The organism is Pseudomonas sp. PS01298 (genome assembly GCF_029959745.1).
Taxonomy (GTDB): Bacteria; Pseudomonadota; Gammaproteobacteria; order Pseudomonadales; family Pseudomonadaceae; genus Aquipseudomonas; species Aquipseudomonas aylmerensis.
This window is the reverse complement of sequence record NZ_JASCPP010000002.1, coordinates 131,258-158,247: the sequence shown is the minus strand read 5'-3', so window position 1 is coordinate 158,247 and position 26,990 is coordinate 131,258. Positions and strand designations below refer to the sequence as shown.

The 26,990-nt window shown below is 64.7% G+C and carries 18 protein-coding genes; 14 read left to right on the top strand and 4 right to left on the bottom strand.

Annotation, left to right across the window (positions count from 1 at the left end; genetic code table 11):
* Positions 1 to 26 precede the first annotated feature (26 nt).
* The 8 genes from QMX97_RS01925 (at position 27) to QMX97_RS01890 (ending at position 13,972) form a co-directional block, all read left to right on the top strand.
* Positions 27 to 1,499 carry an efflux transporter outer membrane subunit gene (locus QMX97_RS01925; RefSeq protein ID WP_034033021.1) on the top strand — a complete coding sequence of 491 codons (1,473 nt, stop codon included), beginning with the start codon at positions 27 to 29 and terminating at the stop codon, positions 1,497 to 1,499.
* Complete coding sequence (locus tag QMX97_RS01920; protein ID WP_060481552.1) at positions 1,499 to 2,578, top strand: HlyD family efflux transporter periplasmic adaptor subunit; 1,080 nt, start codon at positions 1,499 to 1,501, stop codon at positions 2,576 to 2,578. The genes QMX97_RS01925 and QMX97_RS01920 overlap by 1 nt, the downstream gene beginning before the upstream one ends.
* Positions 2,575 to 5,325: a ribosome-associated ATPase/putative transporter RbbA gene (gene rbbA / locus QMX97_RS01915; RefSeq protein ID WP_050159449.1), complete on the top strand. Its 2,751-nt coding sequence runs from the start codon at positions 2,575 to 2,577 to the stop codon at positions 5,323 to 5,325. Before QMX97_RS01920 ends, rbbA begins: the two co-directional genes overlap by 4 nt.
* Before the next feature lie 3 nt (positions 5,326 to 5,328).
* Entirely contained in the window at positions 5,329 to 6,456 is a 1,128-nt protein-coding gene (locus QMX97_RS01910) for an ABC transporter permease (RefSeq protein ID WP_034032847.1), read from the top strand.
* Between the two features lie 114 nt (positions 6,457 to 6,570).
* Positions 6,571 to 9,126 carry a heavy metal translocating P-type ATPase gene (locus QMX97_RS01905; RefSeq protein ID WP_034032848.1) on the top strand — a complete coding sequence of 852 codons (2,556 nt, stop codon included), beginning with the start codon at positions 6,571 to 6,573 and terminating at the stop codon, positions 9,124 to 9,126.
* An 81-nt stretch (positions 9,127 to 9,207) separates the two neighbouring features.
* Positions 9,208 to 10,170, top strand: a complete 963-nt coding sequence (locus QMX97_RS01900; protein ID WP_034032850.1) for a zinc-binding dehydrogenase — start codon at positions 9,208 to 9,210, stop codon at positions 10,168 to 10,170.
* Positions 10,171 to 10,302: 132 nt separating this feature from the next.
* Entirely contained in the window at positions 10,303 to 12,669 is a 2,367-nt protein-coding gene (locus tag QMX97_RS01895) for a heavy metal translocating P-type ATPase (RefSeq protein WP_050159549.1), read from the top strand.
* Positions 12,670 to 12,925: 256 nt separating this feature from the next.
* The gene (locus tag QMX97_RS01890; protein ID WP_034032855.1) at positions 12,926 to 13,972 is read left to right on the top strand and encodes a zinc-dependent alcohol dehydrogenase family protein; all 1,047 of its coding nucleotides are present in this window, start codon (positions 12,926 to 12,928) and stop codon (positions 13,970 to 13,972) included.
* Between the two features lie 209 nt (positions 13,973 to 14,181).
* Here QMX97_RS01890 and QMX97_RS01885 read toward each other — a convergent pair whose 3' ends face one another.
* From QMX97_RS01885 to QMX97_RS01875, 3 genes are all read right to left on the bottom strand, one after another.
* The gene (locus tag QMX97_RS01885) at positions 14,182 to 14,685 is read right to left on the bottom strand and encodes a hypothetical protein (RefSeq protein WP_034032857.1); all 504 of its coding nucleotides are present in this window, start codon (positions 14,683 to 14,685) and stop codon (positions 14,182 to 14,184) included.
* Positions 14,648 to 14,794, bottom strand: a complete 147-nt coding sequence (locus QMX97_RS01880) for a hypothetical protein (protein ID WP_153575514.1) — start codon at positions 14,792 to 14,794, stop codon at positions 14,648 to 14,650. The genes QMX97_RS01885 and QMX97_RS01880 overlap by 38 nt, the downstream gene beginning before the upstream one ends.
* A 205-nt stretch (positions 14,795 to 14,999) precedes the next feature.
* Entirely contained in the window at positions 15,000 to 15,764 is a 765-nt protein-coding gene (locus QMX97_RS01875; protein WP_034032858.1) for an SDR family NAD(P)-dependent oxidoreductase, read from the bottom strand.
* Positions 15,765 to 15,945: 181 nt separating this feature from the next.
* Here QMX97_RS01875 and QMX97_RS01870 point away from each other — a divergent pair, with 181 nt between their 5' ends.
* From QMX97_RS01870 to QMX97_RS01845, 5 genes are all read left to right on the top strand, one after another.
* On the top strand, positions 15,946 to 17,676 hold the full coding sequence (locus tag QMX97_RS01870; protein ID WP_079388759.1) for an acetate/propionate family kinase: 1,731 nt from the start codon (positions 15,946 to 15,948) through the stop codon (positions 17,674 to 17,676).
* Between the two features lie 290 nt (positions 17,677 to 17,966).
* Positions 17,967 to 18,860, top strand: a complete 894-nt coding sequence (locus tag QMX97_RS01860) for a ribose-phosphate pyrophosphokinase (RefSeq protein WP_034032859.1) — start codon at positions 17,967 to 17,969, stop codon at positions 18,858 to 18,860.
* A gap of 29 nt (positions 18,861 to 18,889) precedes the next feature.
* Positions 18,890 to 21,202 carry a xylulose 5-phosphate 3-epimerase gene (locus tag QMX97_RS01855; protein WP_034032861.1) on the top strand — a complete coding sequence of 771 codons (2,313 nt, stop codon included), beginning with the start codon at positions 18,890 to 18,892 and terminating at the stop codon, positions 21,200 to 21,202.
* 73 nt (positions 21,203 to 21,275) lie between these two features.
* The gene (locus tag QMX97_RS01850; RefSeq protein WP_034032863.1) at positions 21,276 to 22,634 is read left to right on the top strand and encodes an MBL fold metallo-hydrolase; all 1,359 of its coding nucleotides are present in this window, start codon (positions 21,276 to 21,278) and stop codon (positions 22,632 to 22,634) included.
* 68 nt (positions 22,635 to 22,702) lie between these two features.
* Positions 22,703 to 24,175: a thymidine phosphorylase family protein gene (locus tag QMX97_RS01845; RefSeq protein WP_079388760.1), complete on the top strand. Its 1,473-nt coding sequence runs from the start codon at positions 22,703 to 22,705 to the stop codon at positions 24,173 to 24,175.
* On the opposite strand, the gene mobH is transcribed toward QMX97_RS01845, so the two are convergent.
* A complete protein-coding gene (gene mobH / locus QMX97_RS01840; RefSeq protein ID WP_034032866.1) occupies positions 24,176 to 26,038 on the bottom strand; it encodes a MobH family relaxase in 1,863 nt (620 codons plus the stop codon).
* Positions 26,039 to 26,354: 316 nt separating this feature from the next.
* Here mobH and QMX97_RS01835 point away from each other — a divergent pair, with 316 nt between their 5' ends.
* Entirely contained in the window at positions 26,355 to 26,981 is a 627-nt protein-coding gene (locus tag QMX97_RS01835) for a hypothetical protein (RefSeq protein ID WP_034032952.1), read from the top strand.
* Positions 26,982 to 26,990: the final 9 nt, after the last annotated feature.

Below are 26,990 nucleotides of genomic sequence, written 5' to 3'. Positions count from 1 at the left end.
CTTTTGTTCGATGGACTCGATCTCACATGCACAGCCATTCGTTAAGACTGGCCGTCTGCGCCGCCGCCCTGTTGATGAGCGGCTGCGCCTCGATGGCACCTGCGCTCGACAAGCCGGCCGTGGCGATGCCCGCGGCGTACGCGCACGGCACGCCATCCGGGGCGCAGGGTTCTACCGCAGCCGCGACCCTGGCCTGGCGTGACTACTTCACCGACCCCGTGCTGGCGCAGCTGATCGCGCAGGCGCTCGCGAACAACCCGGACATGCGCACTGCGGTGCTGCGGGTCAGGGAGGCACAGGCCGCCTACGGAGTGCAGCGCGCCGACCGGCTGCCTACCATCGGCGTGGGCCTGGACGCCACGCGGGCGCGCACGCCGGCCGACCTGAGCCTGAGCGGCCGAGCGGCCACCGCCAGCCAGTACCAGGCCGGGCTGGGCCTGAGCAGTTGGGAGATCGACCTCTGGGGGCGCATCGCGAGCCTCAATGAAGCGGCGCTGCAGAGCTTCCTGGCCACCGACGCGGCCCGTCGTGCGGTGAGCGTCTCGCTCGTCGCCGAGGTGGCCGATGCCTACTTGGGCCTGCGCGAATTGCAGGAGCGATTGCGGCTGGCACAGGCAAGCGAAACCAGCCAGCGCGAGTCGCTGCGCATCTTCACCCGGCGCCTGGAGGTGGGCTCTGCTTCCCGTCTTGAACTGACGCAGGTGCAGACCCTGCTGACCCAGGCCGAGTCCCTGGTCGTGCAGGTGCAGCAGGAGCGTGACGCGCAAAGATTGGCCCTGAGCATCCTGGTGGGCGATCTGTCGGATGCCGCGATTCCGATGGACGATGCCACTGCAGTCGACGCGGACATCCTGGCTCCGGTGTCACCGGGCCTGCCTTCGGACCTGCTGTACAGCAGGCCCGACGTCGTTGCCGCAGAGCACCAATTGCGGGGCGCCAATGCCAACATCGGTGCGGCACGCGCGGCGTTCTTCCCGCGCATCAGCCTCACCGCCTTTGGCGGCGCCGCCAGTACGGAGCTGGACCAGCTGTTCCGAGGCGCCAACCGCGCTTGGAGTTTCGCGCCCAGCCTGTCGCTGCCGATCTTCGATGCAGGACGCAATCGCTCGAACCTGGAGCTGGCCGAGGTGCGCAAGAACCTGGCCGTGGTGCAGTACGAGCAGACGGTGCAGAACGCCTTTCGCGACGTGGCCGATGCGCTGTCGGCGCAGCATTGGCTCGAACGCCAGGTCGGTATCCAGCAGCGCGCCGTCCAAACGCAGATCGAGCGCGCGCGGCTGTCCCGCCTGAGCTACGACAACGGCGCGTCTCCGTTTCTCGACGTGCTGGATGCCGAGCGCAACCTGATCTCATCCCAGCAGCAACTGGTTCAGACACGTCGCGCATTGCTATCGAGCCGCATTGCGCTGTACGCCGCATTGGGCGGTGGAACGCAGGATTCCGGCGATGCGCCGCTGTCGTCCACGCAGCCCCTTCCTACCGCCCCTTATTCGCGTTGATGACCATGGCCCTATCTCTGAACAAAAAACTGATTCTCCCCGTTGTGGCGATCGCGTTGGCCGCCGCTGGCTGGTACGCGTGGCAACACTTTGCCCTCGGGCAAGACGACGGCTCCGTCATCGGCGGCAACGGACGCATCGAGGCCACCGAGGTCGATATCGCCACCAAGCTGGCAGGCAGGGTGAGCGACATCCTGGTCGACGAGGGTGCCTTCGTGAAGGCGGGCCAGACACTGGCCACCATGCAGGTGCAGACCCTGGAGGCGCAGTTGCGCGAAGCGCAGGCGCAGCGCCAACAGGCGATCAACGCCGTGGCCAGCGCCCAGGCCCAGGTGGCGATGCGCGAGAGCGACAAGACTGCGCTGGTGGCCCAGATGCGCCAGACCGAAGCCGAGCTCAATGCCGCCAGGCGGCGGCTCGTCCGTTCCGAGACGCTCGTCAAGGAAGGCGCCACCTCCACGCAGACGCTCGACGATGACAGCGCCCGCGCGCTCAGCGCCGATGCCGCCGTCGCTGCGGCCCGGGCGCGCGTGGCCTCCGCCGATGCCGCCATCACGGCCGCGCGAACACAAGTGACCAGCGCACAGTCCCAGGTCGCCGCAACGGACGCCACGCTGGAGCGCATCCAGTCCGAGATCGACGACAGCCAGCTCAAGGCGCCGCGCGACGGCCGGGTGCAGTTTCGTGTGGCGCAGCCGGGCGAGGTGCTGGGTGCCGGCGGCCGGGTGATGAACATGATCGACCTGTCGGACGTTTACATGACCTTCTTCCTGCCCACTGAAGCGGCGGGACGGCTGGCGTTGGGCTCGGAGGTGCGCATCGTGCTGGACGCGGCGCCGGACTACGTGATTCCGGCCAAGGTCTCCTTCATCGCCAGCGCTGCCCAGTTCACGCCCAAGACGGTGGAGACCGCCAGCGAGCGCCAAAAGCTGATGTTCCGCGTGCGCGCACACATCGACCGCGAGTTGCTGCGCAAGCACCTGGAGTACGTGAAGACTGGCTTGCCCGGTGAGGCCTGGGTGCGGCTCGATGACTCGCAGGAGTGGCCAGCCCGACTCGCCCTGAAGGTCCAGCCATGACGCAATCGGCGCTGGTCACAAGCACGGACGTCGTCCGCCTTGAGCAGGTGGAACTGCACTACGGCAAGATCCGGGCGCTGGCCGGCATCACGCTGGACGTCCCAGCGGGGCGCATGGTGGGCTTGATCGGCCCCGATGGCGTCGGCAAGTCGAGCCTGCTGTCGCTGGTGGCGGGCGCCCGCGCAGTGCAGGGCGGACACGTGCAGGTGCTGGGTGGCGACATGGCGAGCCGGCGCCACCGCAACGCGGTCTGCCCGCGCATCGCCTATATGCCGCAAGGGCTGGGCAAGAACCTCTATCCGACACTGTCGGTGGAAGAGAACCTGCAGTTCTTCGCGCGCCTGTTCGGCCACGACGCGGCCGAGCGGCGCCGGCGCATCGACGATCTCACTGCAGCCACCGGCCTGCACAAGTTCCTGGCGCGCCCGGCCGGCAAGCTCTCCGGCGGCATGAAGCAAAAGCTCGGCCTGTGCTGCGCACTGATCCATGACCCGGACCTCCTGATCCTGGACGAGCCCACCACGGGCGTCGATCCGCTGGCCCGTGCGCAGTTCTGGGACCTGATCGCGCGCATTCGCACCGATCGCCCCGCGATGAGCGTGATCGTCGCCACGGCCTACATGGACGAGGCGCAGCGCTTCGACTGGCTGGTCGCCATGGACGATGGCCAGGTACTGGCGACCGGCACGCCCGCGCAACTGCTGTCGCGTACCAGCAGCGATTCGCTGGAGGCCGCATTCATCGCGTTGCTGCCCGAAGACAAGAAGCGTGGCCACCAGCCGGTGGTGATCCCGCCGCTGCAAGCCTCGGAAGACGACATCGCCATCGAAGCCGATGGGCTGACGATGCGCTTCGGCGACTTCGTCGCGGTGGACCACGTCTCCTTCCGCATTCGCCGCGGCGAGATCTTCGGCTTCCTCGGCTCCAATGGCTGCGGCAAGAGCACCACCATGAAGATGCTCACCGGGCTGCTGGAGGCGAGCGAGGGCCGGGCCTGGCTGTTCGGCCACGAGATCGATCCGCGGGACATCGCAACCCGTCGGCGGGTCGGCTACATGTCCCAGGCCTTCTCGCTGTATGGCGAGTTGACCGTCCGGCAGAATCTGGCACTGCACGCCCGGCTGTTCCAGGTGCCCGAGGAGGACATCGACGCGCGGGTGGCCGAGATGGAGCAGCGCTTCGGGCTGGGCGAGGTGCAGGACAGCCTGCCCGAGAGCATGCCGCTGGGCATGCGCCAGCGGCTGTCGCTCGCCGTGGCGATGGTGCATAAGCCGGAGTTGCTGATTCTTGACGAGCCGACTTCTGGCGTGGACCCGGTCGCGCGCGATGCCTTCTGGCGGCTGCTGGTCGAGCTGTCGCGTCGCGACAAGGTCACCATCTTCATCTCCACCCACTTCATGAACGAGGCCGAGCGCTGCGATCGCATGTCGATGATGCATGCCGGCAAGGTGCTCGATAGCGACACGCCGGCCAATCTGGTAGAAAAACGCGGGGCGCAGACACTGGAAGAAGCCTTCATCGGCTACCTGGTCGAAGCCGGCGGCGGTGCGCCCCAGGCCGACACGCCTGTCGGCGCAGGCCCCGCCCAGGCCGGGCCCGCCCCCGGCCACGCCAAGCCCAGCCGCTTCAGCCTGCAACGGTTGTTCAGCTACATGTGGCGGGAATCGCTGGAACTGCAGCGCGATCCCGTGCGCGCCACGCTGGCCTTGGCCGGATCGGCCTTGCTGATGTTCGTGATCGGCTTCGGCATCAGCATGGACGTCGAGGACCTGCGCTACGCCGTGCTTGACCGCGACCAGTCCACGCTCAGCCAGAGCTACACCTTGAGCCTGGCCGGCTCCCGGTACTTCGTGGAGCAGCCGCCGATCACCGATTACACCGAGCTCGATCGCCGCATGACGAGCGGCGAGCTGAGTCTTGCCCTGGAGATTCCTCCGGGATTCGGACGCGACGTGCTGCGCGGGCGCAACGTGCAGATCGGCGCCTGGATCGATGGCGCGATGCCGCAGCGCGCCGAGACCGTCATTGGCTACGTGCAGGGCATCCACCAGCACTGGCTGGTGGAGCAGGCTACAGAACGCACGGGCAGCGCCCCCATCGGGCAAGCCGGGATCGAAACGCGCTTTCGGTACAACCCGGACGTCAAGAGCCTGCCGGCCATGGTGCCGGCTGTGGTGCCGATGCTGCTGTTGATGCTGCCGGCCATGCTCACGGCGCTGGCCGTGGTGCGCGAGAAGGAAACCGGCTCCATCTTGAACCTGTACGTCACCCCCGTCACCCGGACCGAATTCCTGCTGGGCAAACAACTGCCCTATGTAGGGCTGGCCATGCTGAACTTCTTCCTGATGACGCTGTTGTCGGTGACCGTGTTCGGGGTACCGATCAAGGGAAGCTTTCTGACGCTCGTGTTGGCCGCGGTGATCTTCAGCTTCTGCGCGACGGGCATGGGCTTGCTTGCATCGAGCATCACCAAGAGCCAGATCGCGGCGATGTTCTTCGCGATGATCGGAACCATGATTCCCACCGTTCAGTTCTCGGGCCTGACCGACCCGGTGTCCTCGCTGCAGGGCGGCGGGCGCTGGTTGGGCGAGATCTATCCGGCCACGCACATGATCAGCATCAGCCGCGGTGTCTTCAACAAGGCCCTAGGCTTCGGCGATCTGGGCGGGGCGCTCGTTCCCATGCTGATCGCGGTACCCGTGATCATCGGTGCGGCGATTGCGCTGCTGCGCAAGCAGGAGCGCTGAACCATGGGCCAATTCCTCTCCAACACCTACCGATTGGGCGTCAAGGAACTGTGGAGCCTGTGGCGCGACCGCACCATGCTGGTGCTCATCGTGTACGTCTTCACCTTGGGCGTGTACACCGGGGCGACGGCCATGCCCGAGACGCTGCACAACGCCCCAATCGCGGTCGTCGACGAAGACCAATCCCCACTGTCCCAACGCATCATTTCGGCCCTGTATCCACCCCAGTTCAGCAAGCCGCAGTTGATCGAGTGGCCAGAGATGGACGTGGGGATGGACGAGGGACGCTACACGTTCGTGATGGTGATCCCGCGCAACTTCCAGCGTGACCTGCTGGCCGGCCGCGCACCGCAGATCCAGCTCAACGTGGATGCCACGCGCATGAGCCAGGCGTTTGTCGGTAGCGGCTACGTGCAGCAGATCGTCAACGGTGAGATCAGTGAGTTCGCACAGCGCTACCGCTCCAGCGCCGTGCCTGTGGTGGATCTCGCCTTGCGGGCGCGCTTCAACCCCGCGCTGGAGCCCTCCTGGTCAGGCAGTCTTGCGGAGATCATCGACTACATTGCCATGTTGTCCATCGTTCTAGCAGGCGCGGCGCTCATCCGCGAACGTGAGCACGGCACGGTCGAGCACCTGCTGGTCATGCCGGTGACGCCGGCGCAGATCATGCTGGCCAAGGTCTGGTCCATGGGAGCGGTGGTACTGCTGGCGGCGGCCGTGTCGATCGGTTTCGTCGTGCAAGGCCTGCTGGATGTGCCAATCGCCGGGTCGCTGCCGCTGTTCTTCGTCGGTGCGGCGTTGTGCCTGTTCGCCACCACGTCGATGGGCATCTTCCTGGCGACGCTGGCGCGCAACATGCCCCAGTTCGGCATGCTGATGATGCTGACCATCATGCCTTTGCAGATGCTCTCGGGGGGCGCCACGCCGCGCGAAAGCATGCCAGAGCTGGTGCAGAACATCATGCTGGTGGCACCGACCACGCACTTCGTGCAGCTTGGACAGGCGATCCTGTTCCGTGGTGCCGGCCTGGCGGTGGTGTGGCCGCAGTTCGCCGCGTTGCTGTTGATCGGAGCCGTGCTGTTCGGCTTGTCGCTGCAACGCTTTCGCAAAACCATCGCACGGATGGCCTGACCAGGAGCAGCGCATGAAGCACCCATTCCGCCAGAGCGCCAACCTGCCGGCCACCTTCCTCGTGAAGCGACGCCAATGGGCCACCCCGGCGCGCATGACTGAAAAGGTACGGCAATGACGCAACGCTTGAGACTGGACATCCCGGTATTGCTGCCCGAGGTGTCGGACGCTGCCGATGCCTGCGTGGGCCGCCTGGTCGCCGAGCTCGAAGGCAGGAGCGGTGTCGAGCAGGTGCATGTGATCCCGCCCGCAGCAGGGGCGCCCGGCAGGCAAGAGGCGATGCTGTGCGTTCATTACGATTCCGCGATGTTCTCGCTCGCGCGCATCCGCGAAGTGGTCCAGGCTGCGGGCGCATCGGTCAGTGCGCGTTTCGGGCACGTGCTGTGGCAGGTGGATGGCCTCGTGCATTCGCGCCGCGCACGCACGATTGGCGACACGTTGCGGCGCGTCCCAGGGGTTCTGGAGGCACAGGCCGATGCCACTGGACTCGTGCGGGTCGAGTTCGACCGCAGGGTGGTGACGGAGCAGTCGCTGTTCGAGGCGCTGTCAGGACTCGGATTGCGCGCGAAGGCGCGCGTCCAGGAGAAACCCGCGGCCGAACAGAATGCCGGAGGCGGTCACGACAGTCACGATAGCCGCGACCCTCGTCACGACCATCCCGGCGAGACTGGCCGTGGGCACGACCACGCGGGCCACGCTCATGGCGAAGGCGAACACGCGCACACCCATGGCGGGTTCTTGGGCCCCAACACCGAACTCGTGTTCTCGCTGCTGTGTGGTGCCTTACTGGCGCTGGGCTTCGGCATCGAGAAGCTGGCGGCCGGCGCGCCTGCATGGCTGCCCACGGCCCTGTATCTCGGGGCCTACGCGTTCGGTGGCTTCTACACGCTGCGCGAGGCGATCGGCAACCTGCGCCTGAAGAAGTTCGAGATCGACACGCTGATGCTGGTGGCCGCCGCGGGGGCGGCGACGCTTGGCGCCTTTGCCGAAGGCGCGTTGCTGCTGTTCCTGTTCAGCCTCGGCCACGCGCTGGAGCACTACGCCATGGGGCGCGCCCGGCAGGCCATCGAGGCGCTGGCCAAGCTTGCGCCACGCACCGCCACCGTGCGGCGAGGAAGCGAGACGCATGAGGTGCCGGTCGAGAAGCTCGCGGTCGGCGACGTGGTGATCGTGCGCCCGAACGAGCGGCTGCCCGCCGACGGCTTCCTGGTCAAGGGCACGACCAGCATCGACCAGGCCCCGGTCACTGGCGAGAGCATGCCGGTGGACAAACGCCCGGTCACAGATCCCGGCCTTGCGCGTGCGCGGCCGGGTTCCATCGACGCCGAGGCGCGCGCCTTTGCCGGCACGATCAACGGCGCGGGAGCGATCGAAGTGGAGGTGACGCGCCTGTCCACCGACAGCGCGCTGGCGAAGGTCGTGCAGATGGTCAGCGAGGCGCAGGCCCAGCAGTCGCCGACCCAGCGCTTCACCGACCGCTTCGAGCGCATCTTCGTGCCGCTCGTGCTGGCGTTGGCCGTCGCGCTGCTGTTCGCGCCTCTGGTGATCGATGAACCCTTCAGTGAGAGCTTCTACCGCGCGATGGCCGTGCTGGTGGCCGCCAGTCCCTGCGCGCTCGCCATCGCGACCCCGAGCGCAGTGCTTTCTGGGGTGGCGCGCGCCGCGCGTGGCGGAGTGCTGATCAAGGGCGGCGCACCGCTGGAAGCACTCGGCTCGCTCGATGCCATCGCTTTCGACAAGACCGGCACGCTGACCGAAGGCCGCCCCCGCATCACCGATATCGCGCTGGCTGACGGCGTGACCGAAGCGGCGCTGCTGCGGGTGGCCGTGGCGGTCGAACGCCTGAGCGATCACCCGCTGGCCGCCGCCATCGCGCGCGACGGACAGGAGAAGCTGCAGGGGCAGGCCATCGCGTCCGCGCACGACCTCAAGAGCCTGACCGGGCGCGGCGTGACGGCCACGCTGGACGGCGAGACAGTCTGGATCGGCAAGGCGGAGATGTTCGGCGTGGACGGTCTCGCGCCGCTCGGTGCCTGGGCATCGCAGGCGATCGCGAGCCTGCGCGAGCGCGGACGCACGACCATGGTCGTGCGCCAGGGGACGCGGGATCTGGGCGCCATCGGCCTGATGGACACGCCGCGTCCCGACGCGCGCGCCGCCCTGGAAAAGCTGCGCCGGCTCGGCATCGCCCGCATGATCATGATCTCCGGCGACAACCGCACCGTAGCCGAGGCCGTGGCCAAAGAGGTCGGGCTGGACGAGGCTTGGGGCGATCTGATGCCCGAGGACAAGGTCCAGGCGATCCGCAAGCTGCGCGCCCAGGCCAAGGTCGCCATGGTGGGCGATGGCGTGAACGATGCGCCGGCGATGGCCCATGCGACCGTCGGCATCGCCATGGGCGCGGCCGGCTCGGACGTCGCGCTGGAGACGGCCGACGTGGCGCTGATGGCCGACGACCTGCGCCAACTGCCCTTCGCGGTCGGGCTGAGCCGCCACACCCGGTCCATCATCCGCCAGAACGTCTTCATCAGCTTGGGCGTCGTCGCGCTGCTGGTCCCTGCCACCATCGGCGGCCTGGGCATCGGGCCGGCCGTCGCGCTGCACGAGGGATCGACCCTGATCGTCGTGTTCAACGCACTGCGCCTGCTGGCATGGCGCGAGCGCGATTGAAGGCCGGCCCACACCTTTCGACGCGGGTGCGGCGTCCCTGATATCTCTTCACTGTCCCCCAACCAAGCAAGGAGCCACCTCATGAAAGCTGCCTACTACACCGTCAACGGAGAACCCGAGGTCCTCACCTACGGCGATCTGCCCGACCCGAAGGCCAAGGAGGGTGAGGTCGTCGTCCGCGTCCAGGCCGTCAGCCTCGAAGGAGGCGACGTGCTCTCCCGTCGCAACATGGCCCCGCCCACCACGCCCTACGTCGTCGGCTACGCGGCCGCCGGTGTCATCGCGTCCATAGGCCCAGGCGTGATCGACCTTGATGTCGGCCAGCGTGTGGCCTGCTTCAACTGGAAAGGCTCGCACGCGGAGCTGTTCGCGGTGCCGCAGCACTTCGTGTTTCCGGTGCCCGATGCCTTGGAGATCGACGCGGCCGCGGTTGGCCTGATCGCCTTTGGCACGGCCCACGACGGGCTGTTCGAGTTCGGTGCCTTGCAAAAGGGCGAAACTGTGCTCGTGCAGGGTGCCGCCGGAGGCGTGGGGCTTGCCGCCGTACAGTTGGCGCATCGCGCCGGCGCGAAGGTCATCGCCACAGCGTCCACGCTGTCGCGCCTGGCGAAACTGCGGGACTTCGGAGCCACGCACGGCATCGACTACCGGGACGAAGACATCGCGCAGCGCGCACTGTCGCTGACTGACGGCAAAGGCGTGGACATGGTGATCGATCTGGCGGGTGGCAAGGCGCAGGCCTCGCTGCTCAAGACACTGCGCTATCGCGGGCGCTATATTCCCTTGGGGGGCGCCAGCGGCGAGCGGGTCGCTTTCGAGATCGCCGATCTCGCCCCGAACAGCCTGGCGATCATCACGGCCCTGTTCGGCAAGGAACTGCATACCCCGCGTGTCCACGCAATGATCCAGGCGATCTTCGCCGACATGGCCGGCGGCTCGCTGACGATGCCGATCGACAAGAAGTTTGCGCTTTCGCAGGCCGCGCACGCGCACCGGCACGCGGAGGAAGGCCACCCCTTCGGGCGCATCGTGCTCGTGCCTTGAATCAACGCCCGTCGGGGTTTCCGTGCGGATCGAGCAACAGGAGAGGATGTCATGAACGCTGAGCAACACGATCACAGCCACGCCCATGGCGACGGTTCACGGCTCGCCCAGCCCGGTGCGCAGGATGGTGCCATGGGCTCAAGCGTCAGGGACCCAGTCTGCGGCATGGTCGTGGATCCGCGCCGCGCGGCCCATCGCGTGGATCACCAGGGCTCGGCTTACTGGTTCTGCTCCAGCGGTTGCCAAGCCAAGTTCGAGGCCGATCCGCTGCGCTACGCATCTTCTGGCGCGGCCTCGTCGCCCGCGGACGCGGCCGGGCACGCGCCGCATTCCCACGGCGCAGTCCATCGGGGGGGCGCAAAGCCAGCCGCGCCGGCATCCTCGACGGGGATCTGGACCTGCCCCATGCATCCAGAGATCCGCCGCAACGAGCCGGGTAGTTGCCCGATCTGCGGAATGGCGCTGGAGCCGCTCGTGGCGAGCGCCGACTCCGGGCCCAGCCCGGAACTGGCGGACATGACGCGACGCTTCTGGGTCGGCCTCGCGCTGGCCTTGCCTGTCTTCCTGCTTGAAATGGGATCGCACGTGATTCCGGCGCTCCATCACCTGGTGCCGCCAGCGATCTCGACCTGGCTCCAGTTCGCCCTCGCCACGCCGGTGGTACTGTGGGCCGGCTGGCCGTTCTTCGAGCGCGCCTGGGCCTCGCTGCGCCACCGCAGTCTCAACATGTTCACGCTGATCGCATTGGGCACCGGCGTCGCCTGGGGCTACAGCGTGGTCGCGACTCTGGCACCAGGCCTGTTCCCGCAGGCCTTCCGCACCATGGACGGCACCGTGGCGGTGTATTTCGAGTCCGCTGCGGTGATTACCGTACTCGTGCTGCTCGGGCAGGTGCTGGAACTGCGCGCCCGCGAGCAGACCTCCGGGGCGATCAAGGCCTTGCTGGACCTCGCGCCGAAGATCGCGCGGCGCCTGCGCGAGGACGGGACCGAAGAGGACGTGCCGGTTGAGCAGGTAATGATCGGCGACAAGCTGCGCATCCGCCCTGGCGAGACCGTTCCGGTCGACGGCGTGATCGAGGACGGGCGCTCCTCGATCGACGAATCGATGATCTCGGGCGAATCGATGCCCGTCACCCGTGCCCAGGGCGACCCGGCGGTGGGCGGTACGCTGAACCAGACCGGGGCGCTCATCATCCGCGCGCAGAAGGTCGGCAAGGACACCATGCTCTCGCGCATCGTTCAGATGGTCGCCGATGCGCAGCGCTCTCGCGCACCCATCCAGCGCATGGCTGACAAGGTGTCGGGCTGGTTCGTGCCGGCCGTCGTCCTGGTCGCGATCCTCGCGTTCACGGGGTGGGCCATCTGGGGGCCGGAGCCGCGGTTGGCACACGGCCTGGTCGCCGCGGTGTCGGTGCTCATCATCGCCTGCCCGTGCGCGCTGGGCCTGGCGACGCCGATGTCGATCATGGTCGGCGTGGGCAAGGGAGCCGGTGTGGGCGTGCTGATCAAGAACGCCGAAGCGCTGGAGCGCATGGAAAAGGTCGACACGCTGGTCGTGGACAAGACGGGCACCCTGACCGAAGGCAGGCCGGCCGTCACAGGCATCGTGGCCACCGCCGGCTTCACGCAGGACGAGGTTCTTGGTCTTGCGGCCGGCGTCGAGCAGGCCTCGGAGCATCCGCTGGCCCTGGCCATTGTGGCGGCCGCCCAGCAACGCAACATCGCCCTGGCGCAGGTCTCGGGATTCGATTCCCCCCTGGGCAAAGGCGCGCTGGGCGTAGTCGAGGGCTGGCGCGTGGTGGTCGGCAATGCCGCATTCCTGGCCGAGCATGGCATCGAGACCGCGCCGCTCGGTGCCCAGGCTGACGAACTGCGTCGAGATGGCGCGACGGCGATCTATATCGGTGTCGATCAGCGCGCGGCCGGGATCTTTGCCATCGCCGATCCGGTGAAGGCCACGACGCCACAGGCGCTCAAGGCACTGCACGGCGAAGGGATCCGTATTGTCATGCTGACCGGTGACAATCGGACCACCGCCGAGGCCGTCGCGCGCCGGCTAGGCATCGACGAGGTCGAGGCGGATGTGCTGCCCGATCAGAAGGCCTCGATCGTCAACCGGTTCAAGTCGGAAGGCAGGGTCGTCGCGATGGCGGGCGACGGGGTCAACGATGCGCCGGCCCTCGCTGCGGCCGACGTCGGCATCGCCATGGGATCGGGCACGGACGTGGCGATAGAGAGCGCGGGCGTGACGCTGCTCAAGGGCGACCTGACCGGCATCGTCAAGGCCAGGCAGCTCTCGCAGGCGACGATGCGCAACATTCGGCAGAACCTCGTCTTCGCCTTCATCTACAACGCCGCCGGCGTGCCGATCGCGGCAGGCGTGCTTTATCCGGTGTTCGGATTGCTGCTGTCTCCGATCATTGCAGCGGCCGCCATGGCGTTGTCGTCGGTCAGTGTCATTGGCAATGCGCTGCGGCTGAGGGCGATGAAGATATGAGGCCGGCACAGTTTGCAGCAAGCCGAGTGGTGTTTCGTGCTGCGCATTAACGTCTAATTAATAACGCTGCATGCTATGATACAGGCTGTCATGGATAGGAATGGACGGCACCGACAATAGGCACCGGACATCAACGGCACCATTGCCTGGATTGGAAAGACTTCCGATCAGTGTTTTTTTAAAACGATGCCATTCTTGGCGCGCCGTTTCAGACGACCACAATGGTTTATGGTTTTTTCAGAAGGGGAATGCACACATGAAAGCTCTGGTTTATCACGGTGACCACAAGATCTCGCTTGAAGACAAGCCCAAGCCCACCCTTCAAAAGCCCACGGATGTAGTAGTACGGGTTTTGAAGACCACGATCTGCGGCACGGATCTCGGCATCTACAAAGGCAAGAATCCAGAGGTCGCCGACGGGCGCATCCTGGGCCATGAAGGGGTAGGCGTCATCGAGGAAGTGGGCGAGAGTGTCACGCAGTTCAAGAAAGGCGACAAGGTCCTGATTTCCTGCGTCACTTCTTGCGGCTCGTGCGACTACTGCAAGAAGCAGCTTTACTCCCATTGCCGCGACGGCGGGTGGATCCTGGGTTACATGATCGATGGCGTGCAGGCCGAATACGTCCGCATCCCGCATGCCGACAACAGCCTCTACAAGATCCCCCAGACAATTGACGACGAAATCGCCGTCCTGCTGAGCGACATCCTGCCCACCGGCCACGAAATCGGCGTCCAGTATGGGAATGTCCAGCCGGGCGATGCGGTGGCTATTGTCGGCGCGGGCCCCGTCGGCATGTCCGTACTGTTGACCGCCCAGTTCTACTCCCCCTCGACCATCATCGTGATCGACATGGACGAGAATCGCCTCCAGCTCGCCAAGGAGCTCGGGGCAACGCACACCATCAACTCCGGCACGGAGAACGTTGTCGAAGCCGTGCATAGGATTGCGGCAGAGGGAGTCGATGTTGCGATCGAGGCGGTGGGCATACCGGCGACTTGGGACATCTGCCAGGAGATCGTCAAGCCCGGCGCGCACATCGCCAACGTCGGCGTGCATGGCGTCAAGGTTGACTTCGAGATTCAGAAGCTCTGGATCAAGAACCTGACGATCACCACGGGACTGGTGAACACGAACACGACGCCCATGCTGATGAAGGTCGCCTCGACCGACAAGCTTCCGTTGAAGAAGATGATTACCCATCGCTTCGAGCTGGCCGAGATCGAGCACGCCTATCAGGTATTCCTCAATGGCGCCAAGGAGAAGGCGATGAAGATCATCCTCTCGAACGCAGGCGCTGCCTGATCTTTGACGCCCTGGACGCCGTCTCAGGCGTCTAGGGCGGGTTTGGCCAGGACGCCCCTCGCATGCATGCAATGCGAAAACGGCAACACAATCGGGGTGCGGTTCAATTCACATACTGAATCAATCTCTATTCTTGCATTCTGTTTCGAGCGCATCTCACGTGTTCTTGCCGATGCTAGTCGGTGCTTCAATTACCGCGGCGAAATCAATCACGGTGCCGTCGCGGTGGGTTGTGGACTCGAATCGCCTTTCTCCAAGGCTTGTGCGCCGAGAAGAAACAAGGCTCGGAACTCGACCGAGAAGTGTTGAGCGTGCTCTTCGAAGAAAACCTCTGGTGCCTCGGCGGGCCACCACACGCGCAGTATGCCCTCGCAATCATTCCCGGAGTCCCTGAACTGGTGAAGTATCCAGCCAAACACTGTGCCGTCGTCGAGTTCGACACGGGAGGGTGAGCGGATTTCGTACGAAGGATCGACGGCTGCCTGGACAAATGGCGGGAGATCGCCTGTCGGAATCACATGCACACGGGTAGGCTGGCCGCCCAGCGTTTCGTTCACGCCCGGATAAGGCGGAAGAGCGTAGTGCTCGGGGTGGGAGGGATAGGCCATTTCCCGGGCAACCTTCAGCTTGTCTCCCCCTTCGCCACCGGAGGCTGTCAGGCCGGCGGCCATCCATTCAAACAATCGTTTCGCCGGCATGCCTTTCACGGCCATGGCGACCTTGCACTGCCGGAAGCTTCCCTTTGAGCGTGCCACGATCTCCTTGTTGCGGCTTGTTGCGGCGGCCTGATGCCTCAATCTGATCGCGGATCAGGTCGAACATGGGCTGTCCATGCAGCAGGGTCTTGAGGTTGAGCAGGATTCGACGCGCCGCTTTCAATTCCCACTCGTCGAGTTGCCTTTCGTCGGCAGAACCACAGTCTGTGTTGAAGAAAAACTAAGGGGAGGTGGTTAGCGATTGAGGTTCGGTCATCGCGTTTCTCCTTCAGGTGTCGGCGGTCATTCCAACAGGGGTCGGTCTGCGTCAATCAGGCGATTATCCGGCCGGAATCGATGCAAAGCTGTGTTCCTGTCATATGACGCAATGCATCGCTCGCGGCAAAGGCTGCCAAGCGGCCGATTTCGGCCGGATCGACGAGTTCGCCCAGCGGCACGCTGGCAGCTGCGCGCTCAGCGTGCCCTGGAATTGCTCGAAGCGCGGGGGTGTCGGTGGGGCCAGGAATCAGAGCGTTGACCCGAATCCGGTGAGGGGCCAACTCGAGTGCCATGATGGACACGAGCGCGTGGACGGCAGCCTTCGGGGCGATGTAGGTGCAGGCGTCGGGCACGACGCGGACTGCGGTCGATGAACCCGTCGCCATGAGCACCCCACCTTCTCCCTGTCGGACCAGATAGCGTGCAGCCGCGGTCAGGGTCAGGAATGTCCCGGTCAGGTTGAGTTTCACGCCGGCATCCCACTCTGCAAGTGAGGTTTCGTGCGTCGGCCCGCTCGCCTGGGTTCCGCCAGCATTGGCGAACGCCGCATCCAGACGTCCCCATTGATGATCGACCGCGGCAATCATCGCATCGACCTGCGCCGGGTCCCGGATATCCGTCACCATACCCAAGGCTTGGCGGCCCAAAGCTTGTATTTCTGCGACCACGCCATTGATTCGTGTTGCGTCAAAGCCAGCAACGCAGACCGATGCGCCGGCTTGCGCACACGCCATCGCAATACATCGCCCTATGCCTGATTCGCCGCCAGTGACGCAAACCACCTTCCCGCCAAGCAGCCCTTCCTGCTCTATATGCATGCTCATCTCCACAGTGTCTGGAACGTTCGCTACAGGGGATCGATTGAAATCTTTGAAAACGAGTGTAAAATAAAATTGAATTTAATGTAGTGGCTTAGGTTTGGTTGGCCTGAGAGCACCGCGTTCCGCGCGGTACACAGGCAGCCCCCATTTCCGATCCCCCGACAAACACTGGATTGCGATGTCTGCCCCATCTACCGAGCGCCTTGTCCTTGTTCTGAACTGCGGCTCATCGAGCATCAAGTTTGCGGTGTTCGATGCTTCCCTTGACCCAATGCCCCGCCGACCGTTGTGGAATGGGAAGGTCCAAGGAATCGGTGGTGACGTCCCGGATTTTGGGGAGACCGGTGTTGCACCTTTCCGTGTGCAACTCGATACGGAGACCCCCCATCGAAGCGCGCTGCAATTGATCCGTGAGCGCGTGTCGGCACGTCTGAATGAACACAGCAGCCTCAGCGCTATTGCCCACCGGATCGTGCATGGCGGCAGCAAATACTCCGCTCCAATCCGTGTGGATGCGCAGGTCCTCGCCGATCTGAAGGGTTACGTCCCTCTTGCCCCGTTGCATCAGCCCTTTGCGCTTGAAGCCATCGAGGTCCTGCTGCAGGACCTGCCGCAAGTGCCCCAGATCGCCTGCTTCGACACGGGCTTTCATCACACGCTTCCCGAGGTAGAGCAGGTTCTGCCGCTTCCCTACGAAGCATGGCAGCGCGGTCTGCGACGCTACGGCTTCCATGGCTTGTCCTACGAGTACATGGCGACTGCGCTCGCGCAGCGTCACGGCCAGGCAGCCCAAGGCCGCACCATCGTCGCGCACCTGGGCAGCGGCGCGAGTCTGTGCGCCATGAAAGGTTTGCAGAGCGTCGCGACGACGATGGGTTTCTCCGCCCTGGATGGTCTGATGATGGGAACTCGCACCGGCTCGCTTGATCCAGGCGCGGTGCTCTATCTGATGGAGGTCGAGCGCCTGTCGCTAGGGCAGGTCGGCGACATCCTCTATCACCGCTCCGGCCTGCTCGGCGTTTCCGGTATTTCATCCGAGCCCCGGGTGCTTGCGAAGCATGAGTCGGATGCCGGCGAACCCGGCACCAGGGCTCGCCTCGCGTTGGAGCTGTACGTGCGACGCATCGTGCGTGAGATCGGGGCATTGACCGCCGTGCTAGGAGGCTTGGATCTCCTCGTCTTCACCGCAGGCGTCGGAGAACACAGCGCATTCGTGCGTGAACGCGTTTGTCGTGGCTTGGCCTTCCTCGGAGTTGCTCTGGACGAGCCAGCCAATCTCGTGGATGCACCTGTGATTTCCCAGTCCGACAGCCCTGTCCTGGTAGGTGTCGAGCCCACCAACGAAGAATGGATCATTGCCGGCCATGCACGGCAGGTGCTGCGCCTCACCCAAACCCCACGTCCTGACCCTTGGAAAAACGCCATGTACAAAAGACTCCTGGTGCCGCTCGATGGCAGTCCCACCGCGCATCTTGCGCTGGATCACGCTGCGGCTCTGGCTCGCCTCAGCGGAGCGACCGTCGTCCTGCTGCACGTTATTGAGGAGCTCAAGCACAGCAACGGTTTCGAGCGCCCCAAGGTGTACCTGGATGAGGTGCGGCCGGGCTTCTTGGCGGCTGGCCAGGCGCTGTTGGATCAGGCCGCTGGCCGTCTGCGACAAGACGGTATTGCGGTGGAGACGCTTCTCAACGAGGCCAAGGGAGAGCGTGTCTCGGAGCTGATCGCCAAACAGGCCGAAACAGCGCGCTGCGATGTGGTCGTGCTCGGCACCCACGGGCGCCGGGGTATGGATCGCCTGCTGTTGGGCAGTGATGCCGAACAGGTGGCTCGCATCGCACCTGTTCCGGTGATGCTGGTGCGCCACCCTCACCCAGCGGCCACCGAAGTGCCGCTGGCCAAGTGCGACTGAGGAGCGAGGCAATATGTCATCGAACGCCGTGTCCGGCAGTACCAAAGGCGGGGCCGTCAGTGCCAGGTTGGCGCTGACGACAGGCGATCTCGCCCACGGAAGGCGATAGGGAAGAAGGCCCACGGTCGGTTCGTCATTGAAAAAAACGCGTTCGTCGATTTCCGCCAAGCGAGGCTGGCAAATGAATATGTGCGACTCCTCCCACGGATCGCGCAGATGTCAGTTCATATTCGCCGACGTGCGGGCTATAGGTAAATGTTCTAGGCCGGATTTGAAGGAGCTAGAAAGACATGCAGCGTTTGATCCTGCCCCTTCCGGGCAACGAGGTTTTCGCCAGCGAGCTGGCACGACAGAGTCGTGGTGAACTTGGAACGGTGGAAACTCGCCGATTTCCCGATGGCGAGACCTACGTACGCCTGCACGGGATGCCTAACGGGCGTCCCGTCGATCTGATCTGCACGTTGGCACGGCCAGACGCACAGTTCCTGGCGCTAACCTTCGCTGCAGATGCTGCAAGGGACCTTGGGGCAAGCGAAGTCAACCTGGTGGCCCCCTACCTGGCCTACATGCGGCAGGACGCGCGATTCCACCCAGGTGAATGCATCAGTTCAAGATCGTTTGCCCGGTTGATATCCGCGACCTTCGACCGCCTGGTGACCGTCGACCCTCACCTGCACCGACATGCGGCACTGACTTCGCTGTACACCATACCGGCCACAACGCTGCATGCCGCACCGCTGTTGTCCAGTTGGATCGCAGCCAATGTCGATCTGCCTCTGATCATCGGACCAGACGAAGAAAGCGAGCAGTGGGCAGGTGATATCGCAAGGCGCATTGGCGTGCCTTATGCCGTTTTGAACAAGACGCGCCTAGGCGACCGCAGTGTCGAGATCGAGGTCCCAGATTTGTCTGCGTGGCGCGATCGCACGCCGGTACTGGTGGACGACATCGCATCGTCTGGACGGACCTTGGCGGTGGCAGCGCGTAAGCTTGTCGAACAGGGGCTCCGAAAACCCGAATGCGTCGTGGTGCATGCGCTGTTCGCTGACGAAGCCTGGGTGGAATTGATCCCCCTATTCTCGCGTATCACATCCACCGACGCCGTCCCGCACCCCAGCAACAGGATTGCCCTGTCAGCCCTGGTCTGCGGCGCGCTGGACGCATCGCTTACTGCTGGCGCTTAAGCCCTCACTTTCTTGGAAAGGATATCGCCATGAACGACAAGACTTCGGCACGGTCTCAATGGCTGGCCGGACACGGGCCAATCAAGCGACGGCACGACACCATTGAGCATATCGACGCGGCCGTCGCCGATCTGCTGGAAGCGGGGTCCATCGCATCCGTGGAGGATGCTTACGTATTGCTCGCCGCGAGCGACCGCCTGACGTGTGCGGCGATGAACGTCGTTGCGCACATGACCTACGCCAATCGTATCGACTTATCCGGCGCCCCGCTGATGGAGCATGATTTCAAGGCGGTGCCGGAAGGACATACCGGCGGATCGCTCAACATGGTGCCGGCCTTCGTGGGATATCTGCTTGCCAATGCGTTGGCTGGCTCGACCCGCGGATGGCTGATGGGGCAGGGACACTGCGTCGCGGCCATCGAGGCGATTAACACGCTGACCGGGGACGTGTCCCCAAGCCAGAAGGGACGGTACGATCGTAGCGAAGCTGGGCTGTCCCGTCTGTGTGCGGACTTCTATTCCTACGCCGTCGATGCGCGTGGCGAACCGGCGGTGCCGTTGGGCAGCCATGCGAGCCCCCATACCGCAGGGGCAGTCTCCGAAGGCGGATACCTGGGCTTCGCCGCACTGCAATACGTGCATATGCCCTTGCCGGGAGAGAGCTTGGTGGCCTTCCTGAGCGACGGCGCGTTCGAAGAGCAGCGCGGCTCGGATTGGGCACCGCGCTGGTGGCGAGCCGAGGACTGCGGTTTCGCGATTCCGGTGATGATCCTCAACGGACGCCGGATCGAGCAGCGCACGCAGATCGTCCAAGAAGGCGGTGCCGCTTGGCTGGCAGAGGATGTGCGCCATAACGGCTTCGAGCCGCTGATCGTCGATGGCCGTGACCCTGCCGCAATCGCCTGGGCGATCCTGGCGGCGGAGCAGGCGCTGAAAAGGTTCGCCGCCGCGCCGGAACGACGTTATCCCGCCCGGTTGCCATATGTCATCGCCGAGACCGAGAAAGGGTTCGGCTTCGCCGGCGCCGGTACCAACGCCGCACACAATCTTCCACTGGTCGGCAATCCTCACCGGGATGCCGGCGCCCGGGAAGCGTTCAATGCCAGCGCCTCTGCGCTCCATGTGGCGTCTGGGGACCTCGATCACGCGCTTGCGGTGCTCGATACCCATCGCAGCCAGGGCCGCGGTCGGGAGAGCCAGCATTCCATGGCTCATCGTCACCCGCAGGCGCTGCACCTGCCAGAACCGGCGTGGGCACCGGCCGGCACCCAAGGCAGCGCCATGGCGATGCTGGATCGGTGGTTCGTTGAGCTGGTTCGGGCCAACCCTGGATTGCGGGTCCGGCTCGGTAATCCCGACGAGTTGGCCAGTAACAAGATGGGCGGCACCCTCGCGCTGCTCAAGCATCGGGTCAACGTGCCGGAACCGGGCATGGCCGAGGACCTTCATGGCGCGGTGATCACCGCGCTCAATGAAGAGGCAGTCGCCGCAGCGGCGCTTGGCAACAAGGGGGGGCTCAACCTGATCGTCAGCTACGAGGCGTTCGCAATGAAGATGCTCGGCCTGCTGCGCCAGGAGATCATTTTCGCGCGCCATCAGAAGGCGCTCGGCCAAGTCCCCGGCTGGCTATCTGTTCCGCTGATCGTCACCTCGCACACCTGGGAGAACTCGAAGAACGAGCAGTCTCACCAGGACCCGACGATAGGCGAAGCCTTGCTGGGCGAGATGTCAGACACCGCACGCGTACTGTTTCCGGTAGACAGCAACACCGCTGTGGCCGCGCTGCGAGACGTGTACGCCGGCCGCGGACAGCTCGCCTGCATGGTGGTGTCCAAGCGGGATGCTCCCGAGCGTCTCGATGCCAACGCGGCTCAACGGCTGGTCGAGCGCGGCGCAGCGCACATCGCAGGGACGCCTGGCGTTGCCGGCGTGCAGTTCGTCGCCATCGGAGCGTATCAACTGGAGGAGGCGCTGAAAGCCCACGCTTTCCTGGAGCGGCATGGGCTGGCTTCCTGCGTCACCGCGGTGATCGAGCCCGGGCGGTTACGCATTCCACGCGATGAGATCGAGCGCGCTTTCGTGCTCGGCGATGACGAATTACAGGCGTTCTTTCCCGACGACCTGCCGCGGGTGGTGCTCAGCCACACACGTCCCGAACCGATGTTGGGGATCCTTCGACGCCTCGATGGCGGCCAAGCAAGGACGCGTGCGCTGGGTTACATCAGTCGCGGAGGCACGCTCGACGTGGCTGGAATGCTCCTCGCCAATCGCTGCACTTGGATACACGCCGTGCAGGCAGCCGCGCAAGTGACCGGCTGGAAGACGCCTGCACCGGGCTGACGATCCACGACTGGGCGCCGACACAAGCGGCCAACTGCATTGACCAAGAATCTTTAGGACAAGGAAAAGAAGAATGCTCTCATTGACCAGCCTCGGCGGAGCCGGCACCGTCACGGGCTCCAAGCACCTGCTGACCTGCGACGACACCCGCATTCTGATCGATTGCGGCTTGTTTCAGGGCCTGAAGAACTTGCGCGAGCTCAATTGGCAGCAACTGGCTGTCAATCCAGAAGACGTGGACGCAGCCGTTCTCACCCACGGCCATCTGGACCACTGCGGTTATCTGCCGAGATTCGTGCTCAATGGTTTCTCCGGGCCGATATACGCCACTCCCGCCACGCGCGATGTGGCTGCGTTGATCCTGCGTGACAGTGCCTTCTTGCAGGAAAAGGATGCCGAGTTCGCCAATCGCAAAGGTTTCAGCAAGCACAAGCCTGCCCTGCCTCTGTACCGGGTCGCCGACGCCGAGCGCGCGATCGGCATGTTCGCCACAGCACCGCTTCATAGGGAGGTTGCGCTGCCCGGCGGAGGCACGTTGTTGCTCCGACGGGCAGGACACATCCTTGGTGCCGCCACGGCACAGATCGACATCGGCGGCCGGCGCATCGTGTTTTCCGGTGATCTCGGACGCTATGACGACCTGGTGATGCATGCGCCCGAAAGCGTGCCCGAGGCTGACTATGTGGTGATCGAATCAACCTACGGCGACCGTCGCCACGAGCACAGCGATCCGGTCGAAGCTCTGGGGGCGGTGATCGAGCGCACCGTGAAGCGAGGCGGTACGGTGGTGGTTCCGGCATTCGCGGTCGGCCGTGCCCAGTCGCTCATCTACGATCTGTGGCTGCTGCGCCGCGCTGGTCGTTTGAACAATGTTCCGATTTTTCTGGACAGTCCTATGGCGACCAGTGCTACGGAACTGATGCATGCCTACCCGGACGACCATCGGCTTTCAGTACAAGATTACACGGCGGCATGCGAAGCGATCACTTGCGTGCGCGATGTAGAAGAGTCTAAAGCGTTGTCCGCCAACCGTTATCCCAAGGTGATCATTTCTGCCAGCGGCATGGCCACCGGCGGACGCGTCTTGCATCACATCGCTGCTTTCGGCCCCCATCACCTTAATACGCTACTGTTCTCTGGGTTTCAGGCTGCGGGCACGCGCGGACGCAAGCTGCTCGAAGGTGCAAAAGAGACGAAGATCCATGGCCAGTGGGTGCCAGTGAAAGCCGAGGTCGCCGAGCTCCCCGGGCTGTCCGCGCATGCCGACAGCGACGAGTTGATGCGTTGGCTGGCCGGTTTCCAGCGTCCACCCAAGAATGTTTTTATCGTTCACGGCGAGCCAAGTGCATCCGAGGCGCTGCGCGAGCGGGTGCAACGTGACCTGGGCTGGCAGGCCACGGTTCCACGGCAGGGTCAGGAGTTCAAGCTGTGAGCGCTGTCGTAGGAACGCCAGGCGCTGCTGCTGCAGTACCCGTTGCACCAGCCATGGTAGCGGTGCGGATGCGCCTGCATGCGCAGCACCAAGCTGTCGCTGTCATGCGCAGGGATTCCTATGTCTGCCTCGCTGAAGGACTCGCGTCGCGATCGCAGGTGCTGGTCAGGGCGGGGGAGCGCGAGCTGCTCGCCCAGCTGTACCAGATCGAGGACGATGAGCGCCTGGCGCCCGAGCAGGTGGCCTTGTCCGAAGACGCCTGGGACGCCTTGGGGTTGCATGCAGGCGATACCGTCGAGGTGCGCCATCCGCCGTTACTGGACTCGCTGGCCGGCGTGCGCAAGCGGATCTACGGTCAGCGCCTGAACATGCAGGACATGACCGCCATCGTCGGCGACGTCGTGAAGGGGCGCTACACGGATGTGCATCTGGCTGCGTTCCTGACCGCCACTTCCACCCTGCCGCTGGACGAACAAGAGACCGTCGATCTGACCCGCGCGATGGTTCAGGTGGGTGAGCGCTTGAAATGGGGGGCCCAGATGGTCGTCGACAAGCACTGCGTCGGCGGATTGCCGGGCAACCGCACCACACCCATCGTCGTGGCGATTGTGACGGCGAACGGCCTGCTAATGCCCAAGACCTCGTCACGCGCCATCACATCGCCTGCCGGCACCGCCGATACCATGGAAACTTTAGCACCTGTCGACCTCAGCCTAGACAAGCTGCGCGATGTGGTCAAGCGCGAAGGCGGCTGCCTGGCGTGGGGTGGTTCCATGCACTTGTCCCCAGCCGACGACATTTTTGTACGCGTTGAGCGTGAATTAGACATCGATACGGAGGGACAACTGATCGCCTCGGTGTTGTCCAAGAAGATCGCGGCCGGCGCGACGCATGTCGTCATCGATATTCCTGTCGGACCTACCGCCAAGGTACGTAGCCAGGAGGCCGCTCAACTGCTGGGCTCGAAGTTGACCGCCACTGCCACATACTTCGGTCTCGCCGTGCATTGCCTGTATACGGACGGCACTCAGCCCGTCGGCCGCGGCATCGGCCCGGCGCTGGAAGCCCGGGATGTGCTGGCCGTATTGCGCAATGACGAGGGGGCGCCGGCCGATCTTCGCCAACGAGCCGCTGTGGTTGCCGGCGCAGTGTTGGAGATGGGGGGCGCTGCGCCAGCAGGAGGAGGCATGGCGTTGGCCTTGCGCACTCTAGACGAGGGGCTCGCGTGGGAGAAGTTTCAGCGCATCTGCGATGCTCAAGGCGGAATGCGAGAACCGCCACGCGCCCCTTGCGTGCTGCCCTTGGTCGCTGCCAGCGCCGGCAAGGTGGTGGGGATCGACAATCGCAAACTGTCCCGGCTGGCGAAGTTGGCCGGCGCTCCGGACAACCCGGCAGCTGGCGTGGATCTGAGGGTGCAGGTTGGCGATCGGGTTGTGCCGGGGGCGCCGTTGCTGTTTCTGCATGCGCAAACGCCAAGCACCTTGGACTATGCCCTGATCTATGCACGCGGGGCCGGAGACATTATCGAAATCGCGACTTAGTCACGGCGCCGGAGAGACGCCCCCGGTTTTCAGATAAGGATTGTTGGGGGGCGGGTCTTGGAATAGTTGCAGCGGGCTCTGCAGGAGATAGCCGTGTAACTGACGCGCCTTGCGTGGGCCGGTGACTTCGCAGGTCCAGATGTTCAGGCCGTTGGGCTGTTTACGGTGCAGTTGCAGTCGTTCGAAGCGTTTCTGTACCCACTGCCAGTCCTGCTGATTCTCTCGCCTGGCCAGTGCTTCCACCTGCGGGTGCTCTTGTGCATACCGCTGGAAGACGCCTGGGCTTACCAGGTACGCCGTATCGCTCACGGTGTGTACGAGCGCTTTCGCGTCGTTGATTATTAGCCGCCGCGAGGCTATGCCCTGTTGCAGCCATGCCATGAAATGCTCGCCGGAGGGCTGCGCGACCGGGGACATGGGCAACGGTGATGAAGGCGTAGCGGTGACCGAGATTAGTGAGGGCGCTCCCGGGGGCGTTGCATCCACCTCGCCCGCGGCGGCTTCCGCCTCCCGCGCCATGCCGGACGAATCCCGTAGACCCACCATCGCCAGCATGTCCTCCATGACATCGGCCTTGGTTTGGGGCCTGGGCGAAGGAGCCGAAGCGGTGCTACCAGCTTCTTCCCATGGCAGCGCCTCTTGGCTCGCTGCGGCGGGCTGCACATCATCTGGGGGAAGTGGGAGTGGCCCATCGGCCTCGTTGTCCGTGGAGCCCGTATCAATCGCCACCGTCCCGGCGAACGGCGCGGGCCGCTCGCCAGGCTCCCAAATCAGTGCAGGCGCCACCCGCAACAGGGTGAACGAGTGGGACCAGCCGGTGGAACTGGTCACGGTCGCGCGCCAGATCGCCTTGCCGTCTGGCGTCGGCTGCAACATGCCGTGGTCCTGGAGCACGTTGAACACCGCAGTGTTGTTCGCAGGGATGCCATCAACGCCCTGGGACAGCAAGTGCGCTCGGAGCTTGTCCGAGACCGTCTTGCTCACCAGCCATAGCGAGTCCTCGGTGAGCCAGCCATCGGAGGCTTCAGGCTGGTTCAGTTTCAGCTCTTCCTTGAGCAGGTAGCGAAGCCCGTTCACCAGCTTGCGTTGGAGCGAGTGCTTGGGTGCGGCCATGGCGCGCGCGGGATCGCCGCCCAGCTCCTGGGCGACGGAGGCGCGGTCTGCCTGCACGACCAACTCGCCGAGCACCCCGGCGTGCTCGTACTGCCCGGCAAGAACGTAAAGCAGCGGCGCCCACAATGACGGATAGCCGCTGAGCCAGTCGAGAATGTCGCGGTTGAGCAACTGGTGGTACAGCAGGCTCGTGGCGGCGCTGTGCAGGCGGTACTCGCGATCCTCCCGGTAGCGGAAGCGGTACGGCTGGCGCAGCGGGCCATGCCAAGGGTGCCAAGTGCTGCCGTCGGCCAGTTCGACCTGCAGGTCCACGGCGATCTTGCCGATGTCGTGCAACAGGGCCGCGTACGCGATCGCAGCAGTCCACGCCTCGGCTTGCGCGGCCTGGTCTTCAGGGCTGGCGCCTATGGGCAGCAGATGGGACTGCCGCAGCTTCAGGCTGTAGGCGACGATTTCCAGGCCATGGTCGAGCATGCCGCCCGGGTAGGCGTGATGGTGCGCTTCGGAGGCCGGGAACCCCTGGACCAGCTCGGCGTAGCGCTCCAGTGGCGTGCGGTACAGGGTGGCGAACTGCCTTCGCGAGAGCGAGGTGCGCTGCCAGATGTGTTCCATCAGCTTCTGCCGGCGCGGGGTGGCCAGCAGCGAGGCAGCCGACTCCGGCCGCGTCAGCCCTTTCAGGAGGTCGGTGGCAGATGCTGGCGACGGCGCGGCAGCGACCGGAGGACGTTTTCGCTGGAACAGGGAGAGCATGTCGGTGTCCTGATGGCGGGCCGGGCGGGAGGCCTTTTTGCCTTTTCGAGGTAGGGCCTTTCCCCTTGCACCCCATTCCCTTGCCGTTTCGACCCTTTGGCCTTTCACCGTTTCGGTATAGCGGCCCCTGGGTTGCGGCTCCAGTGTCAATGCGGAACCCGCACGAATGGATTGGACAGCGGCCCCGCGCTGGCCGCGGCCTATGCTGCCGAGACGCTACAGCCGCCAGGTAGACTCCCATTCATGCGACTAGATTGACAAAGGCGACAAAGGCGACTAGAGTGAATCCTGTCTCAAACCTACCTGGGAGATGACCATGTCCACTGCCATCGAATTCATTGCCGACCGGCTGCCGCGCGTCACGGTGGAGGATGTGCGCCGCTTCGCGGATACCGTCGAAATCCGGGATGCCCCGGCTTTCGCGGCCGAGTTGCAGGCGTTTATCCACGAGCGCGTGGAGGCGGTGAAGCTGCCCGCCAACCTGGAAGGTGAAACGGTGGCGCAGGCCTTGGAGCGAAAGGCGGCCGCGCTGCGCGCCGACACGCGCTGGGCACCGACTGAAACCGACGTCCAGCGAGGCCGCGCCGTGCTGCTGGAAGCCTTCAACCAGCCGGACAACCTGCCGCCTGCCGAGTTCGCCAAGCTGGCGGACAAGTCGCGCCAGCAAATCTACAAGGACATCCTCGCCCGTCGGCTGCTGGCGCTGAACGTGGGGCCGCGCGGCCAGAAGCTGCCCGACTGGCAGCTCGACCCGGTGAAGCAGCAGTTGACCCAAACCGTGCTCCAGGAGGTCGAGGGCATCGACCACTGGACGATCTACCGCGCGCTGTCCGAACCACTCGAAGGCTTGGGCGGTCGCTCGCCGGTGGATGCGGTGACGCATGGCACGATCGATGACGTGGCCGAGGCTGTGTTCAACGTGCTGGGCGTACAGGTGCATTGAAGCGAGATC

Coding starts and splice junctions, on each gene's coding strand:
- QMX97_RS01925 (WP_034033021.1), top strand. CDS start 27: ATGCACAGCCATTCGTTAAGACTGGCCGTCTGCGCCGCCGCCCTGTTG.
- QMX97_RS01835 (WP_034032952.1), top strand. CDS start 26,355: ATGTCCACTGCCATCGAATTCATTGCCGACCGGCTGCCGCGCGTCACG.
- rbbA (WP_050159449.1), top strand. CDS start 2,575: ATGACGCAATCGGCGCTGGTCACAAGCACGGACGTCGTCCGCCTTGAG.
- QMX97_RS01900 (WP_034032850.1), top strand. CDS start 9,208: ATGAAAGCTGCCTACTACACCGTCAACGGAGAACCCGAGGTCCTCACC.
- QMX97_RS01860 (WP_034032859.1), top strand. CDS start 17,967: ATGCAGCGTTTGATCCTGCCCCTTCCGGGCAACGAGGTTTTCGCCAGC.
- QMX97_RS01885 (WP_034032857.1), bottom strand. CDS start 14,685: ATGGCCGTGAAAGGCATGCCGGCGAAACGATTGTTTGAATGGATGGCC.
- mobH (WP_034032866.1), bottom strand. CDS start 26,038: ATGCTCTCCCTGTTCCAGCGAAAACGTCCTCCGGTCGCTGCCGCGCCG.
- QMX97_RS01850 (WP_034032863.1), top strand. CDS start 21,276: ATGCTCTCATTGACCAGCCTCGGCGGAGCCGGCACCGTCACGGGCTCC.
- QMX97_RS01895 (WP_050159549.1), top strand. CDS start 10,303: ATGGGCTCAAGCGTCAGGGACCCAGTCTGCGGCATGGTCGTGGATCCG.
- QMX97_RS01880 (WP_153575514.1), bottom strand. CDS start 14,794: ATGTTCGACCTGATCCGCGATCAGATTGAGGCATCAGGCCGCCGCAAC.
- QMX97_RS01920 (WP_060481552.1), top strand. CDS start 1,499: ATGACCATGGCCCTATCTCTGAACAAAAAACTGATTCTCCCCGTTGTG.
- QMX97_RS01870 (WP_079388759.1), top strand. CDS start 15,946: ATGTCTGCCCCATCTACCGAGCGCCTTGTCCTTGTTCTGAACTGCGGC.
- QMX97_RS01905 (WP_034032848.1), top strand. CDS start 6,571: ATGACGCAACGCTTGAGACTGGACATCCCGGTATTGCTGCCCGAGGTG.
- QMX97_RS01910 (WP_034032847.1), top strand. CDS start 5,329: ATGGGCCAATTCCTCTCCAACACCTACCGATTGGGCGTCAAGGAACTG.
- QMX97_RS01890 (WP_034032855.1), top strand. CDS start 12,926: ATGAAAGCTCTGGTTTATCACGGTGACCACAAGATCTCGCTTGAAGAC.
- QMX97_RS01875 (WP_034032858.1), bottom strand. CDS start 15,764: ATGCATATAGAGCAGGAAGGGCTGCTTGGCGGGAAGGTGGTTTGCGTC.
- QMX97_RS01855 (WP_034032861.1), top strand. CDS start 18,890: ATGAACGACAAGACTTCGGCACGGTCTCAATGGCTGGCCGGACACGGG.
- QMX97_RS01845 (WP_079388760.1), top strand. CDS start 22,703: ATGCGCCTGCATGCGCAGCACCAAGCTGTCGCTGTCATGCGCAGGGAT.